Annotated in this window: 13 protein-coding genes; 7 read left to right on the forward strand and 6 right to left on the reverse strand. The window is 60.8% G+C overall.

Annotated features, from left to right (window positions below):
* Positions 1-55: 55 nt before the first annotated feature.
* Entirely contained in the window at positions 56-2,125 is a 2,070-nt protein-coding gene (locus F8N66_RS19355; RefSeq protein WP_150771726.1) for an AsmA family protein, read from the reverse strand.
* Positions 2,126-2,501: 376 nt separating this feature from the next.
* Here F8N66_RS19355 and F8N66_RS19360 point away from each other — a divergent pair, with 376 nt between their 5' ends.
* From F8N66_RS19360 to F8N66_RS19390, 7 genes are all read left to right on the forward strand, one after another.
* The gene (locus F8N66_RS19360) at positions 2,502-2,882 is read left to right on the forward strand and encodes a hypothetical protein (protein ID WP_150771727.1); all 381 of its coding nucleotides are present in this window, start codon (positions 2,502-2,504) and stop codon (positions 2,880-2,882) included.
* 172 nt (positions 2,883-3,054) lie between these two features.
* Positions 3,055-3,687: a TetR family transcriptional regulator gene (locus tag F8N66_RS19365; RefSeq protein ID WP_150771728.1), complete on the forward strand. Its 633-nt coding sequence runs from the start codon at positions 3,055-3,057 to the stop codon at positions 3,685-3,687.
* Between the two features lie 250 nt (positions 3,688-3,937).
* Positions 3,938-4,438, forward strand: coding sequence for an urease accessory protein UreE (ureE, locus tag F8N66_RS19370; protein ID WP_150771729.1), 501 nt, complete (start codon positions 3,938-3,940; stop codon positions 4,436-4,438).
* Entirely contained in the window at positions 4,435-5,109 is a 675-nt protein-coding gene (locus F8N66_RS19375) for an urease accessory protein UreF (RefSeq protein WP_150771730.1), read from the forward strand. Before ureE ends, F8N66_RS19375 begins: the two co-directional genes overlap by 4 nt.
* A gap of 37 nt (positions 5,110-5,146) precedes the next feature.
* The gene (ureG, locus tag F8N66_RS19380; RefSeq protein ID WP_034149659.1) at positions 5,147-5,761 is read left to right on the forward strand and encodes an urease accessory protein UreG; all 615 of its coding nucleotides are present in this window, start codon (positions 5,147-5,149) and stop codon (positions 5,759-5,761) included.
* 27 nt (positions 5,762-5,788) lie between these two features.
* Complete coding sequence (locus F8N66_RS19385) at positions 5,789-6,361, forward strand: HupE/UreJ family protein (RefSeq protein WP_150771731.1); 573 nt, start codon at positions 5,789-5,791, stop codon at positions 6,359-6,361.
* A 165-nt stretch (positions 6,362-6,526) separates the two neighbouring features.
* Positions 6,527-7,654: an AGE family epimerase/isomerase gene (locus F8N66_RS19390; protein WP_150771732.1), complete on the forward strand. Its 1,128-nt coding sequence runs from the start codon at positions 6,527-6,529 to the stop codon at positions 7,652-7,654.
* Between the two features lie 121 nt (positions 7,655-7,775).
* On the opposite strand, the gene F8N66_RS19395 is transcribed toward F8N66_RS19390, so the two are convergent.
* The 5 genes from F8N66_RS19395 to F8N66_RS19420 form a co-directional block, all read right to left on the reverse strand.
* Positions 7,776-8,546, reverse strand: a complete 771-nt coding sequence (locus F8N66_RS19395) for an SDR family oxidoreductase (RefSeq protein WP_150771733.1) — start codon at positions 8,544-8,546, stop codon at positions 7,776-7,778.
* A gap of 840 nt (positions 8,547-9,386) precedes the next feature.
* The gene (locus F8N66_RS19405; protein ID WP_150771734.1) at positions 9,387-10,103 is read right to left on the reverse strand and encodes an ABC transporter ATP-binding protein; all 717 of its coding nucleotides are present in this window, start codon (positions 10,101-10,103) and stop codon (positions 9,387-9,389) included.
* Positions 10,100-10,972, reverse strand: coding sequence for an ABC transporter ATP-binding protein (locus F8N66_RS19410; RefSeq protein WP_150771735.1), 873 nt, complete (start codon positions 10,970-10,972; stop codon positions 10,100-10,102). The genes F8N66_RS19405 and F8N66_RS19410 overlap by 4 nt, the downstream gene beginning before the upstream one ends.
* Positions 10,969-12,252, reverse strand: coding sequence for a high-affinity branched-chain amino acid ABC transporter permease LivM (gene livM, locus F8N66_RS19415; protein WP_150771736.1), 1,284 nt, complete (start codon positions 12,250-12,252; stop codon positions 10,969-10,971). Before livM ends, F8N66_RS19410 begins: the two co-directional genes overlap by 4 nt.
* A gap of 3 nt (positions 12,253-12,255) precedes the next feature.
* Positions 12,256-13,170: an ABC transporter permease subunit gene (locus tag F8N66_RS19420; RefSeq protein ID WP_150771737.1), complete on the reverse strand. Its 915-nt coding sequence runs from the start codon at positions 13,168-13,170 to the stop codon at positions 12,256-12,258.
* Positions 13,171-13,245: the final 75 nt, after the last annotated feature.

Consider the following 13,245-nt stretch of genomic DNA (forward strand, 5'->3'; position numbering starts at 1 on the left):
CGTGATTGTTCCCGGTACTTGGCTCCGGGAACAATCAAGCACTGCCAGAATACCTTTAGTTTTTCACCGTCTTCGGCGCCTTCCCCGCCTTCATCTGCTCCAGCAACGGCGCGCACTGATTCGGTTCACCGCCACTCGGTGCCACTAACGCCAGCAACCCCGCCGCTGGCGCGGCAATCACCCCCAGTGCAACCATCCCGGCCCCGCGCAACAGTAACGGTACTGCTTTAACCCCGGCATCGGGCTTGATGAATTTGCCCCGCACGTACAGCGGCGAACGCAACGAAATCAAACGCCAGCCCTTGGATTCCGGGGTGATCGTCAGGTCCAGCTGCTCGGTTGCCATGTTCGCCGTGCCATCGATGTAAATGATCGCGTTCTCGGTATCAAAGACAAACAACCGCGTCGTGGCCAGCCCCGTCTTGATGTCGAAGTCAGCAGCCGCGCAGTTGATCTTCACTTCCTTGTCGCCAAAGATCTTGCCCACCACGTAGTTGCCGACATTCAATCCGGCCAGTTCCATCAATTCGCGGCTGATGGCCCCGTCGTTGATCAGCATTTTCAGATTGCCGTTGGCACTGCCCAGCAAACGGGCGACCGAGTTGCCGCGACCGGTGATGTCGGCATCGCCATTGAGTTCACCAAAACTGGTTTTCATCGGTTCGAAGGTCGGGAACAACTGTTTGAGCTTGAAACCGCGCGCCGTCAGCTTTGCATTGCCCTCAAGGGGATCGGTGCGACCGTTCAACCGTATCAGCGCATCCAGCTTGCCGCCCGCCACGCCGAACCGCAGCGGTTCAAGGCTGAGCACGCCATCGGTGAGCACCAGGTGCGTGTAGAGGTCATTGAACGGCAGCTTTTCGCTGTGGACGATGCGTTTGCCGGTGAACTCGACATCGGCGTCCATATCGCGCCAGCGTTCGGTCTTGAACTCCTCGACCGGCAGTACTTTGTCCGCCGGCTGCTTGCTCTCGCCGCCACGGGCCTTTTGCTTGGCATTGGAGTCGGCACCGATGAGCGGCGCCAGGTCGGCGAACAACAGCTGGTTGGACAACAGAGAACCGCTGAGCTTTGGCCGTGGCTGGCTGGCGACATAACTCAAGTCGCCATGGATATCGCTGTCGCCGATCTTGCCGTTGAACGCTTCATAACGGAACACCGCCCCACCGGACTCATGCAGCTTGGCGATCAGATGACCGTCGGTGGAATAAGGTGGCGTATCCGGCAGGGTCACGCCGGTCAGCGGGTAGAGATTGCCCAGGCTGCTGCCGGCCAGCTTCAGGCGCAGGTCCAGGGCGCCCAGGTTCATCGGATCGGTCAAGGTGCCGGCCAGTTCGACGCTGGTGTCGGCGATTTTCGCCTGGGCTTGCAGCGGGAATGGCCGGGCCGCGTCCTGCAGGGCCAGCAGGCCGCCAATCTTGCCCTGACCCGCCAGTTTCTGACCATGGTACTGGCCTTTGACCTTGAGGGCGAACGCGTAGTCCTGGGGGGTGGCCCCCTTGTCCTGTGCGGCTTTCGCCGCTTTGTCGCCCACGATGTCGCTGAACGGGATCGGCTTGCCCAGCGGATCGATCAATACATCGAGCTGTGTCTTCAGGCTCTGATCATCGAGCGTGACATGGCCCTTGTCGAAGCCGATGGTGCCGATGTCCACCACCCACGGCGATGGTTCGGCGTTCGGGTCTTTCGGATCGAACTTGAACGTCCAGTTGGCGCGTCCATCGGCCAGGCGTTGCAGCTCGGCATTGGGTTCGGTGAGGTCGATGCGCGGGATCACCACGCGCTGCGCCAGCAACGCTAGGGGCGAAATGCGCAGTTCCACGCGCTTGAGGGTGACCATTTGCGGCGCCTTCGACCAGTCCGGATTACCCAGGCTCAAGTCTTCAGCCACCACGTGCGGCCATGGCACCCAGGCGCGCCATCCGCCCTCCTCCAGCTCCCGTCGCCAGACCACCGCCAGGTTGCCGCTGATGGCGAACGGTCGGTGCAGTTCTTCGGAAACCCTGGCATTGAGGGTGGGTTTGATCCGGTTCCAATCGAAGAACACGATGATCAGCACCAGCGCGGTCACCAAGACCACCAGGCTGGTGAAGGTCCAGGCAAGAATTTTACGAGTGCGCGTCATTGCACAGGGCTCCTGATACTTCTGAACGCCCCGACGGCGGCGCACATGAAAAACGCTGGGCCGGAACCGGCCCGCTATGGAATCTACGACTGGCAAACGGCCCGCAGGTTTAATCGAATCGCCGATTTTGCCGCAATCGACCTCTCGGTTGCCCGCTCCTTTCCACCCCCGCGTTACCGCACCCGCACTTTTGCGAGTCGCAAGTGAGTCGAAAATACCCACCTCGGTGCACCGCAAAGGCCCGGTTTACAAGGGCTGCAGAGAACAATCAATTCCGTTGATTATTAACATTGCGTTTATGAACTTTTATATCGACTTATCGAGAGTAGCATTGCACTCGTACCCACTTTATCGCCCTCCTACGGAGCACCCCATTATGAAACGCCAATTACTGCTTAGCCTTACCCTCTCTATGTTGGCCAGCACTGCTTTCGCACTGCCGGCCGCTGACCAGGCCACTCCACAAGTGAAAGACAGCCACTCGGCATTCAGCCAAACCGTCGCTGCTGATGGCTCTGACCGCACCCCAGGCCAAACCGTCGCCGAAGGTGGTAACGATCGCCTGAAAGAAAAAGGCCTGCTCACTGAAGATGGCTACGACCAGACTCCACAAGGCCAGACTGTTGCCGAAGACGGCTACGACCAGACCCCTCAAGGTCAGACGGTTGCTGCTGACGGTTCCGATCGCACCCCAGGTCAAACCGTTGCCGAAGGCGGTGGTGACCGTGTCATCGAACGCAACAGCGCTATGAGCTGAGCCCATGGCGGCCCCGAAAAAAAGCCCAATCACCGGATTGGGCTTTTGACTTTCTGGCTCCTCGCTTAATAGAAGTACCCGCTCCCCGCCTCATATCCCTATCGACGTTCGACGCCGGCAAAGCCGATTTGCTAGAGTGCGCCGCTCTTCTTCTCCAGAAAACGCCCTTGCGATGCTGCCCCGCGCCGAACAGAAACAACAAACCCGTAACGCCCTGATGGACGCTGCCCGTCACCTGATGGAAGGCGGCCGTGGATTCGGCAGCCTGAGCCTGCGTGAAGTGGCGAAAACCGCCGGGATCGTCCCGACCGGTTTCTACCGGCATTTCGCCGATATGGATGAACTGGGCCTGGTGCTGGTCAGCGAGGTCGGCCAGACCTTTCGGGAAACCATCCGTTTGGTGCGACACAACGAGTTCGTCATGGGCGGCATCATTGACGCTTCCGTGCGGATCTTCCTCGATGTGGTCAGCGCCAACCGTTCGCAATTTCTGTTTCTTGCCCGCGAGCAGTACGGCGGTTCGCTGCCGGTGCGCCTGGCCATTGGCCGCCTGCGCGAAGACATCAGCTCGGACCTCGCGGCCGATCTGTCGTTGATGCCGAAGTTGCAACACCTGGAACTCGCCGGCCTGAGCGTCATGGCGGACCTGATCGTGAAAAGCGTGTTCGCCACCTTGCCGGACATCATTGACCCTCCGGCCCAGGCGTTGCCCGAGCATTTGACGCCCCAGGCGAAGATCACCCAGCAGCTGCGGTTTATCTTCATTGGCCTCAAGCATTGGCAAGGGCTGGGCAGCACCGAGTAACGCCTGAAAAGATCGCAGCCTGCGGCAGCGCCTACAGGGATCGGTACTTCTGTAGGCGCTGCCGAAGGCCGCGATCTTTTTTTGTGCGCCGCAAATTGGTGCATGTAAAACCGCAGCGCACCAAGAACAACCAAAATTCCGCAACATTCTGAAGCACCTACCGAGCATCTTCAGACATTTCCTACACATACCCCCGCTTGGCAAGCCCCTTGCTCTAGCCTCAGCATTGTCCACTGCTGGAAGCTTTCCGATGCTGGTGATTCACCGCAGAATCGACCCTCAACCCCTCTGGGCCGCCGAATTGCACCTGACGTTCGAAGCCAGGAGCAAAAGCCGTTTGCGCTGTTTCAGTGCCGAGGGCGAAGACGTCGGGTTGTTCCTGGAGCGAGGCCAATCGCCCCTGTATGACGGCGAATGCCTGCAAGCCGAGGACGGACGCATCGTCCGGGTGTGCGCCCGCCCCGAGCAACTGCTGCACGTCACCTGCGCCAACGCCTTCGAATTGACCCGCGCCGCCTATCACCTGGGCAATCGTCATGTCGCCCTGCAAGTGGGCGACGGCTGGCTGCGCCTGCTCGACGATTACGTGCTCAAGGCCATGCTCGAACAACTCGGCGCCGTCACCGAGCACATCGAAGCGCCGTTCCAACCGGAGCATGGCGCCTATGGCGGCGGCCATCATCATTCGCGCCATGGCGACGAAGACTTCAACTATCCGCCCAAACTGCATCAGTTCGGCGTGCGCCTGTGAATAGCGCCTGGGCGCTGCTGCGCCTGGCCAGTCCGCAATTGCCGATTGGCGGCTACAGCTATTCCCAAGGCCTGGAAATGGCAGTGGAGAACGGTCGCGTGCACGACCATGACAGCGCTCGGCGCTGGATCAGTGATCAATTGCTGCTCAATCTCGCGCGCTTCGAAGCCCCTTTGCTGCTCGCCCATTGCGTGGCGGCGCTTGATGAAGACTGGTGCGAACTGCTGCAACGCTGCGAAGAACATCGCGCCAGCCGGGAAACCCGCGAGCTGCATCAGGAGAGCCGCCAGATGGGCTACTCCCTGCAACAGCTGCTCAATGGTCTGCCGGAACTGGATGCAACGGCCCGCGCCTTTCTCGCACAACGTCCGGAACCGCATTTGGCCCTGGGCTGGGCGCTGGCCGCTCGAGCCTGGCAGATCAGCCCACAGGATGCATTGGCTGCGTGGCTCTGGAGCTGGCTGGAAAACCAGTTGGCGGTGCTGATGAAGACGCTGCCCTTAGGGCAGCAGGCGGCACAACGCCTGACCAGCGAATTGCTGCCGTTGTTGCAACAGGCCCGGCAGAACGCCACCGGCATCCACCCCACTCACTATGGCAGTGCCGCATTCGGCCTGTCCCTGGCGTGTATGGCCCACGAGCGCCAGTACAGCCGCCTGTTCCGCTCCTAGGGAACCTTATTTTGGCCGCACTATTTTGGAGAACTACATGAACACTCAACCCCTGCGCGTCGGCATCGGCGGCCCCGTCGGCTCCGGTAAAACCGCCCTGACCCTGGCCCTGTGCCTGGCCTTGCGCGATCGTTACAACCTGGCCGTGGTGACCAACGACATCTACACCCGTGAAGACGCCGACTTTCTGGTACGCAACCAGGCCCTGGCGCCGGAACGCATCATCGGCGTGGAAACCGGCGGCTGCCCGCACACGGCCATTCGCGAAGACGCCTCGATCAACCTCGAAGCGGTGGATCAGCTGAACCGCCGCTTTCCGGGTCTGGACCTGATTTTGGTGGAGTCCGGCGGCGACAACCTTTCAGCGACCTTCAGCCCTGAGTTGTCCGACCTGACCATCTACGTGATCGACGTCTCCGCTGGCGACAAGCTGCCGCGCAAAGGCGGGCCGGGGATCTGCAAATCCGACCTGCTGGTGATCAACAAAATCGACCTCGCGCCCTTGGTCGGGGCGTCGCTGACCCTGATGGACAGCGACACCACGCGCATGCGCAACGGCAAGCCGTTCGTCTTCAGCAACCAGAAAACCGGCCAGGGCCTGGAAGACATCATCGCCTTCATCGAACGCCAGGGCCTGCTGACGGCGGCCTGATTCACCTATTCACAAGGAAGCTTAACCATGACACTGAAACGCATTCTGGGGGCCCTGGCCCTGCTTTTGAGCCCTGCTATCGCCTTCGCTCACCCTGGACATGGCGACAACGGTTTGATCGCCGGCATCAGCCACCCGATCGGCGGGCTCGACCATTTGCTGGCGATGCTCGCGGTCGGGCTGTGGGCAGCGCAACAGAAAGGCGCGGCGCGCTGGGCGCTGCCGTGCACGTTCGTCGGCACCATGCTGCTCGGCGGACTGCTGGGATTTGAAGGGCTGAACCTGCCGGCGCTGGAAAGCGGCATAGCCGCGTCTGTGCTGGCGCTGGGGTTGGCGGTGGCCCTGGCGGTACGCCCGCCGCTGAGTGTGGCGGTCGGCGCTACGGCGTTGTTTGCGCTGTTCCATGGGGTGGCGCATGGGCTTGAATTGCCGGACATGTCGAGCCCTTGGGCGTACGCGGCCGGGTTTGTGGCGGCGACGGCGGCGCTGCATGCGGCAGGTTATGCGTGGGTGCGGGTGTTGCCGCAGGCGGCGGCTCCGCTGGTTCGACTGGCGGGTGCGGCTTCGGCGGGGGCAGGTGTCTGGTTGTTGGCGGGTTGATTGTGTATTGATTGAACCGGCCCCTTCGCGAGCAAGCCCGCTCCCACATTTGGAATGTGTCCCCAGTGGGAGCGGGCTTGCTCGCGAAGGCGGCCTGACAGACACCACATCTCCAAGGCCTGCTAACATGTCGCGCATTCGCCCCTGCCGTGACGACGCCAGCCAATGCCGCATGCTCCCCGCTCCGCCCCCCAGCCTGAACTGACCGCTCTGTTCGCTTCGGTGCAACAGCACTTCCTGAACGTGATCGTGCCGCTCTGGCAAGGCCCCGGCTGGAATGTCGACATGGCATTGCCCTATGAGGCGCTGGACGCCGGGCACCAGCCGCTCCCTCCCCAGCGTTACCGAGCCATGGCCTGCGCGCGGCAGCTGTATCTGTTTGCCAGCCTGATCGGCCAGGTGCCGGCCGCCGAAGAGCGCGCGGCAGCGCTGTTCCGCTCCTTGCAGCGGCATTTCCACGACGCCGAGCATGGCGGCTGGTTCTACAGCATCGACTCCCACGGCAAACCGCTGGATCAGCGCAAAGACCTCTACACCCACGCCTTCATCCTGTTTGCCTGCGCCCATTACTGGGACAAAGTCCGCGAGCCGTTGGTGGAGTCGGTGCTCAACGCCGCCCTGGAAGTGATTGCGCGACGGTTTGCGACCGGTGACGGCCTCTATGAAGCCTGCCTTGATCGTGACTGGATAACCCTGGAAACCGGCCCGCTGCAAAATCCGTTGATGCACCTGGCCGAAGCCTTCCTCGCCACGCTGTCGGTGCGTGAAGACCTTGCCGTGCAACGGGCGCTGGTCGAGTTATGCACAGCCATGCAAAAACGCTTTATCCATGCGCAACACGGCGTGCTGATGGAAAAACCGCTGGGTGCTGTGGATAACTGGTTTGAACCGGGGCATCAGTTCGAGTGGTATTTCCTGCTCGAATCATCAGATGTGCTGCGTGGCTCGAAACTGCATGCCTCGCTGGAACGTGCGTTCGCTTTCACCGAGCAAAGGGGGGTCGAGCCGCAGACCGGTGCCGTGGCAGCGATGCTCGAGCCCACTGGCCAGACCCGGGATGCGACTCAACGCATCTGGGCCCAGGCCGAGTACCTGCGCGCACTGACCCTGCGCCCGGACAGCGAAGCCGCCGTGCAGCGCCAATTGCAGGCGCTGCACCAGCAGTTTCTGCATGCCGGTGGCTGGCATGAGTGCCGTGACGAGCAGGGTGACGTCAGCCGTCGGGACATGCCGTCGACCACGCCTTATCACCTGGCGACCTGCTATGCCGGACTGGCTGAATATCTTCGATAATTTTTAGATCGCTTTCGCGAGCAAGCCCGCTCCCACATTGAACGGTGTCGGCCACAGGATATGTGTCCGCAGCAAATCCAGTGTGGGAGCGGGCTTGCTCGCGAATGGCCGTTGCGCGGTCTTACGCCTTGCCACCGCTGCGATCAATGGCAAACCCGGCCCAGGTCTGGCTCACTGGCATCAGCTCCAGGCTGTTGATGTTGATGTGCGCCGGCGCATTGAGCATCCAGAAAATGGTGTCGGCAATGTCCTGCGGCTGGATCGGTTCGGCACCGGCGTAGGTGGCGTTGTAGCGCTCCTGGTCACCGGCGAAGCGCACCAGCGAAAACTCGCTCTCGCACAGGCCCGGCTCAAGGTTGCTGACTCGCACCCCGGTGCCTTGCAAATCACAGCGCAGGCTCAGGGAGAACTGCTGGACGAAGGCCTTGGTCCCGCCATACACATGGCTGCCCGGATACGGATAATTGCCGGCGACGGACCCCAGGTTGACGATACCGGCGCCACGACCGTGGGCAATCAGGCGCGGCAGCAACAGTCGGGTGCTGTACATCAAGCCCTTGATGTTGGTATCGACCATGGTATCCCAGTCGTCCAGGCTGCACTTGGGCGCCGGATCAGCGCCAAGGGCCAGGCCTGCATTGTTGATCAGCCCGCGCAATTTGGCGAAGGACGGCGGCAGGTTGGCAATCGCCTCTTCCATCGCCTTGCGATCACGCACATCCAGCACCAGGCCATGCACCTCAGTCTGCTTCGACAGCTCGGCGCACAGCGCATTGAGGCGTTCTTCACGACGGCCGGTCAGCACCAGTTTCCAGCCGGCCTCGGCAAAACGACGGGCACAGGCTTCACCAAAACCGGAGGTCGCGCCGGTAATAAACAGGGTGTTGGACATCGTGTTCTCCTTGCGTCGGCTGAGGGTCAGCCATTGGAATAGAAAATCAGCAGGCAGAATGCCCGGCCTTGCCCACACCGGCAACCACCGCGCACACTGTACAAAAAACAACCAAACCAACCGACACCTTGCGTACCGTGGCTTGCAGCCATGTACGCGCACCTTATCCACAGCCCCATCCACACATTCCGGGGGCAAGTGGAAAAGCTGAAAGCCGCTGTCCACAAGGCTTTGCGAGGGATTTGAAAACTTTTTCGCTTGACCCTCGTGGGCCCGCTGTGCAGCCAATCGCTATTTTCTCGACCGGCCGGTCAAATCGACGATGGCCGCAAGCCAGTAACTACGGCCTTCAGCGAAGTCTTTCCAGAGTTTAACCACAGACTTATCCACAGGCTTGTTCACACCCGACTGCAGCCGTTTCACCCTCAATAAAATAGTTGACAAACCCTGCCTTAAGCCCGCCAAAAAAGCCTGGTCAAAAAACAACCATCACTCTACAGGCCACGGAATCAAAGGCCTCCGGCCAGCTACTCCCACGTTATTCACAGCCGGTTCCACAGCAAACGGGGACAAGTCAAAACCGTGACAAAACAACTATTTGCAGCGGCTTTATGTCGCGCTTCGAGAGCTTGCGAATATTGTTTTCCACAATTTCCCGAATGATGCACTGCTCCCTGTGGGAGCGGGCTTGCTCGCGAAAGCGGTATATCAGTCCGCATTGATGTCGACTGCCAGATCGTACTCGCGAGCAAGCCCGCTCCCACAGGGTTTGGCGGTGTACAGGGGATGTAAAAAAGCCCCGGGGCTTTCGCGCCGGGGCCTGTGCATAACAAAAGAGAATCAGTGCCCGCCGAGATAGGCGTTGCGCACATCCTCGTTGACCAGCAGCTCCTTGCCTGTGCCGGTCATGCGGATCTCGCCGTTGACCATCACATACGCCCGGTCCGACAGCCTGAGGGCGTGGTTGGCGTTCTGCTCGACCAGGAAAATGGTCATGCCGGTCTTCGCCAGTTCCCGCAGGGTGGTGAAGATCTGCTTCACCACGATCGGGGCCAGGCCCAGGCTCGGCTCGTCGAGCAGCAGCAGTTTCGGCCGGCTCATCAGTGCGCGGGCGATGGCGAGCATTTGCTGCTCGCCGCCGGACATGGTCATGGCGCGCTGGGTGCGCCGTTCTTCGAGTCGCGGGAACAGCTCGAACATGCGCTGCATGTCTTCCTTGGCGTACTTGTCACCGATCGGAATGGTGCCCATCAGCAGGTTTTCCTCGACGGTCATGTCGGGGAACACCCGCCGGCCTTCCGGCGACTGCGCAATGCCGTTGGAGGCGATGTAGTGCGACGACTTGTGGGTGATGTCCACGCCCTGATACAGGATCTGCCCGTCCGCCGCCCGTGGCTGGCCGAAGATCGACATCAGCAGGGTCGACTTGCCGGCGCCGTTGGAGCCGATCAGGCTGACGGTTTCACCTTCGTTGATGTGCAGCGAGACTTTTTTCAGGGCCTGGATCGGCCCGTAAAACACGTCCAGCGCCTTGAGTTCGAGGATGGGTTGGGTCATACCACCTCCTCTTCGTCGGCGCCCAGGTAAGCGGCAATCACTTTCGGGTCGTTGCGGATGTCGTCGGGGCCACCCTCGGCGATGACGACGCCGTGGTCCAGCACCACGATGTGATCGGAAATACTCATTACCATGCCCATGTCGTGTTCGATCAGCACCACGGTCAGATCGTGCTCGTCGCGCAGCAGCCGGATCATCGCGCTCAGCGCTTCGGTTTCTTGAGGGTTGAGGCCGGCGGCCGGTTCGTCCAGGCAGATGATCTGTGGACGGGTGCACATGGCCCGGGCAATTTCCAGGCGACGTTGCTGGCCGTAGGACAGCTCGCCGGCCAGACGGTTGGCGCAGTCGACCAGGTCCACCACTTCCAGCCAGTAGAACGCGTGGTCCAGCGCATCGCTTTCAGCCTTGCGATACCCCTTGGTGTTGAGGATGCCGGCCAGCATATTGCGGTTGACCCACATGTGCTGGGCTACCAGCAGGTTTTCCAGTACCGACATTTCCTTGAACAGGCGAATGTTCTGGAACGTCCGCGCCAGCCCGGCCCGGTTCACCAGGTGGGTGCCGCCGAACGCCTTGTAGAACAGCCGGCTGGCGAACGACTTGGGCGAGACGAAATCGGTCGGCTTGAACGATTCGCCCAGCAACTTGATGACGTTGGTCCGCTCGCCACGCACATTGAGTTCGATCTTGCCCCCGGACGCCTTGTAGAACCCGGTCAGGCAGTTGAACACGGTGGTCTTGCCGGCGCCGTTGGGGCCGATCAGGGCGAAGATCGAGTTGCGGTGCACTTTCAGGCTGACATCGCTCAACGCCTTGATGCCGCCGAAGTGCATCATCAGTTTTTCGACACTGAGTACGACTTCGCTCATGGCGCTACTCCTTTACGCGGGGTCACACCGGTACGGCTGATCCGAATCAGGCCGCGCGGTCGCCAAATCATCATCAACACCATCAGGATGCCGAACAGCAGGACGCGGTATTCGGCGAAGCCACGCAACAACTCCGGGGCCACGGTCAGTACGAAGGCCGCGATGACGACACCGATGGTCGAACCCATGCCGCCGAGTACCACGATGGCGAGGATCAGGGCCGATTCGAAGAACGTGAACGAGGTCGGGTTGACGAAGCCCTGGTAGGTGGCGAAGAACACCCCGGCCAGACCCGCCGTCGAAGCCCCGATGGTGAACGCCGAGAGCTTGACCAGTACATGGTTCAGGCCCATCGAGCGGCAGGCGATTTCATCTTCACGCAAGGCTTCCCACGCACGTCCGACCGGCATCTTGACCAGACGATGCTTGATGTACAGCACGGCCAGCACCACCAGGAACAACACCGCATAGATGAAGTAGTACTTCACGTCCGGGTTATAGGCGATGCCGAAGAACTCATGGAACGGCACACCGCCGTCCTTTGCCCGCTTGCCGAACTCGAGGCCGAAGAATGTCGGCAATGGTGCAGCCATGCCGTTCGGACCGCCGGTCAGGGACAGCCAGTTGTTGAGGATCAGGCGGATGATTTCACCGAAACCCAGCGTCACGATCGCCAGGTAGTCACCGTGCAGGCGCAGCACCGGGAAACCGAGGATGCAGCCGGCCAGCCCGGCGGTAATCGCCGCCAGCGGCAGCACTGTCCAGAAACCCAGCCCCAGGTACTGATAACCCAGCGCCAGCCCGTAGGCACCGATGGCGTAGAACGCCACGTAGCCCAGGTCGAGCAGGCCGGCCAGGCCGACCACGATGTTCAGCCCCAGGCCCAGCAGCACGTAGATCAGTCCGAGGATGACCACGCCCAGCAGGTAGGAGTTGGAGAAAAACGGGAACACCACGGCGAGGACGATCATCAGCGGGATGATCCAGCGCAGGCGTGACTTGTAGTCGGGAGCCAGTACATGCACCCCGGAACCGGTGCTTTCGAAACCTTCAAGGATTCTCAGGCCCTTTGGGGTTTGCAGGAACGTGCTCAGGGCAAAGCGACCGGCCATGACGATGGCAATAATCCACGCCACACGGGTTGTTTCCAGGTTGAAGCCGTAGCCATCGAGCACGACGCCGACAATCGGCCCGAACACGATCAGGGCAATGAGGCCGGCGAGAATCGCATCAACCAGACTTTTTTTGAGATCAATGGTTTTTTTAGTGGTTGAAGACATCGCTTACACCTTCGACACAAGAGGACGGCCGAGCAGGCCTTGGGGCCGAAAGACCAGAACGAGAACCAGCAGCGAGAAGCTGAATACGTCTTTGTAGTCCGAGTTGACCAGGCCGGAGAACAGCGACTCGGAAATCCCGAGGATGATCCCGCCGAGCATGGCGCCAGGCAGCGAGCCGATCCCGCCGAGTACCGCGGCGGTGAACGCCTTGATCCCGATGATGAAGCCGGCATAGAAGTCGAACGTGCCGTAGTTCATGGTGATCAGCACGCCGGCCAGGGCCGCCATGGCTGCACCGATGATGAATACGTAGGAGATCACGCGGTCGGTGTTGATCCCCAGGATCGAGGCCATCTTGCGGTCTTGCTGGGTCGCGCGGCACATGCGGCCGAGCTTGGTGTACTTGATGATGTAGGTCAGCAGGGCCATCCCGGCAAACGCTGCGACCAGAATGAAAACCTTGGTGTAGGTCAATTGCACGAAACCTGTGCCGATGTCGACACGCCAGGCACCCGTCAGCAAGGTGGGAACGCCTTGTTGCTTCGCGCCCTGGGCGATCTGTGCATAGTTTTGCAGGATCAGCGAAATACCGATGGCGCTGATCAGCGGAGCCAGTCGGGTGGAGTTACGCAGGGGTTTGTACGCGACACGTTCGATGACCCAGCCATACACCGCCGTGACGATGATGGTGAAGATCAATGTGCCGAGCATCAGCAGCGGGAAGGATTCAATACCGAAGTAAGCCAGCAGTGCCAGACTGATTGCCGCGAGGTAAGCGGAAATCATGTAAACCTCGCCGTGGGCGAAGTTGATCATGCCAATGATGCCATAGACCATTGTGTAGCCGATGGCGATCAGGCCATAGACCGACCCGAGGGTCAGGCCGTTGACCAGTTGCTGCAGGAAAATACCATCCATAACGCAATCTCACGCATTTGAGAGACTGCACAGAAGCCGCATGCGACGGACCGGGGTTCAGCCGCCGGCGCAATA

Origin of the sequence: Pseudomonas fluorescens, from assembly GCF_902498195.1 — a bacterium.
GTDB classification, from domain to species: domain Bacteria; phylum Pseudomonadota; class Gammaproteobacteria; order Pseudomonadales; family Pseudomonadaceae; genus Aquipseudomonas; species Aquipseudomonas fluorescens_BU.

Excerpts from the sequence above, each read along its gene's own strand:
- ureG (WP_034149659.1), top strand. The coding sequence starts at position 5,147 with ATGAACACTCAACCCCTGCGCGTCGGCATCGGCGGCCCCGTCGGCTCC.
- F8N66_RS19405 (WP_150771734.1), bottom strand. The coding sequence starts at position 10,103 with ATGACCCAACCCATCCTCGAACTCAAGGCGCTGGACGTGTTTTACGGG.
- F8N66_RS19385 (WP_150771731.1), top strand. The coding sequence starts at position 5,789 with ATGACACTGAAACGCATTCTGGGGGCCCTGGCCCTGCTTTTGAGCCCT.
- F8N66_RS19355 (WP_150771726.1), bottom strand. The coding sequence starts at position 2,125 with ATGACGCGCACTCGTAAAATTCTTGCCTGGACCTTCACCAGCCTGGTG.
- F8N66_RS19360 (WP_150771727.1), top strand. The coding sequence starts at position 2,502 with ATGAAACGCCAATTACTGCTTAGCCTTACCCTCTCTATGTTGGCCAGC.
- F8N66_RS19365 (WP_150771728.1), top strand. The coding sequence starts at position 3,055 with ATGCTGCCCCGCGCCGAACAGAAACAACAAACCCGTAACGCCCTGATG.
- F8N66_RS19410 (WP_150771735.1), bottom strand. The coding sequence starts at position 10,972 with ATGAGCGAAGTCGTACTCAGTGTCGAAAAACTGATGATGCACTTCGGC.
- ureE (WP_150771729.1), top strand. The coding sequence starts at position 3,938 with ATGCTGGTGATTCACCGCAGAATCGACCCTCAACCCCTCTGGGCCGCC.
- F8N66_RS19395 (WP_150771733.1), bottom strand. The coding sequence starts at position 8,546 with ATGTCCAACACCCTGTTTATTACCGGCGCGACCTCCGGTTTTGGTGAA.
- F8N66_RS19390 (WP_150771732.1), top strand. The coding sequence starts at position 6,527 with ATGCCGCATGCTCCCCGCTCCGCCCCCCAGCCTGAACTGACCGCTCTG.
- F8N66_RS19420 (WP_150771737.1), bottom strand. The coding sequence starts at position 13,170 with ATGGATGGTATTTTCCTGCAGCAACTGGTCAACGGCCTGACCCTCGGG.
- livM (WP_150771736.1), bottom strand. The coding sequence starts at position 12,252 with ATGTCTTCAACCACTAAAAAAACCATTGATCTCAAAAAAAGTCTGGTT.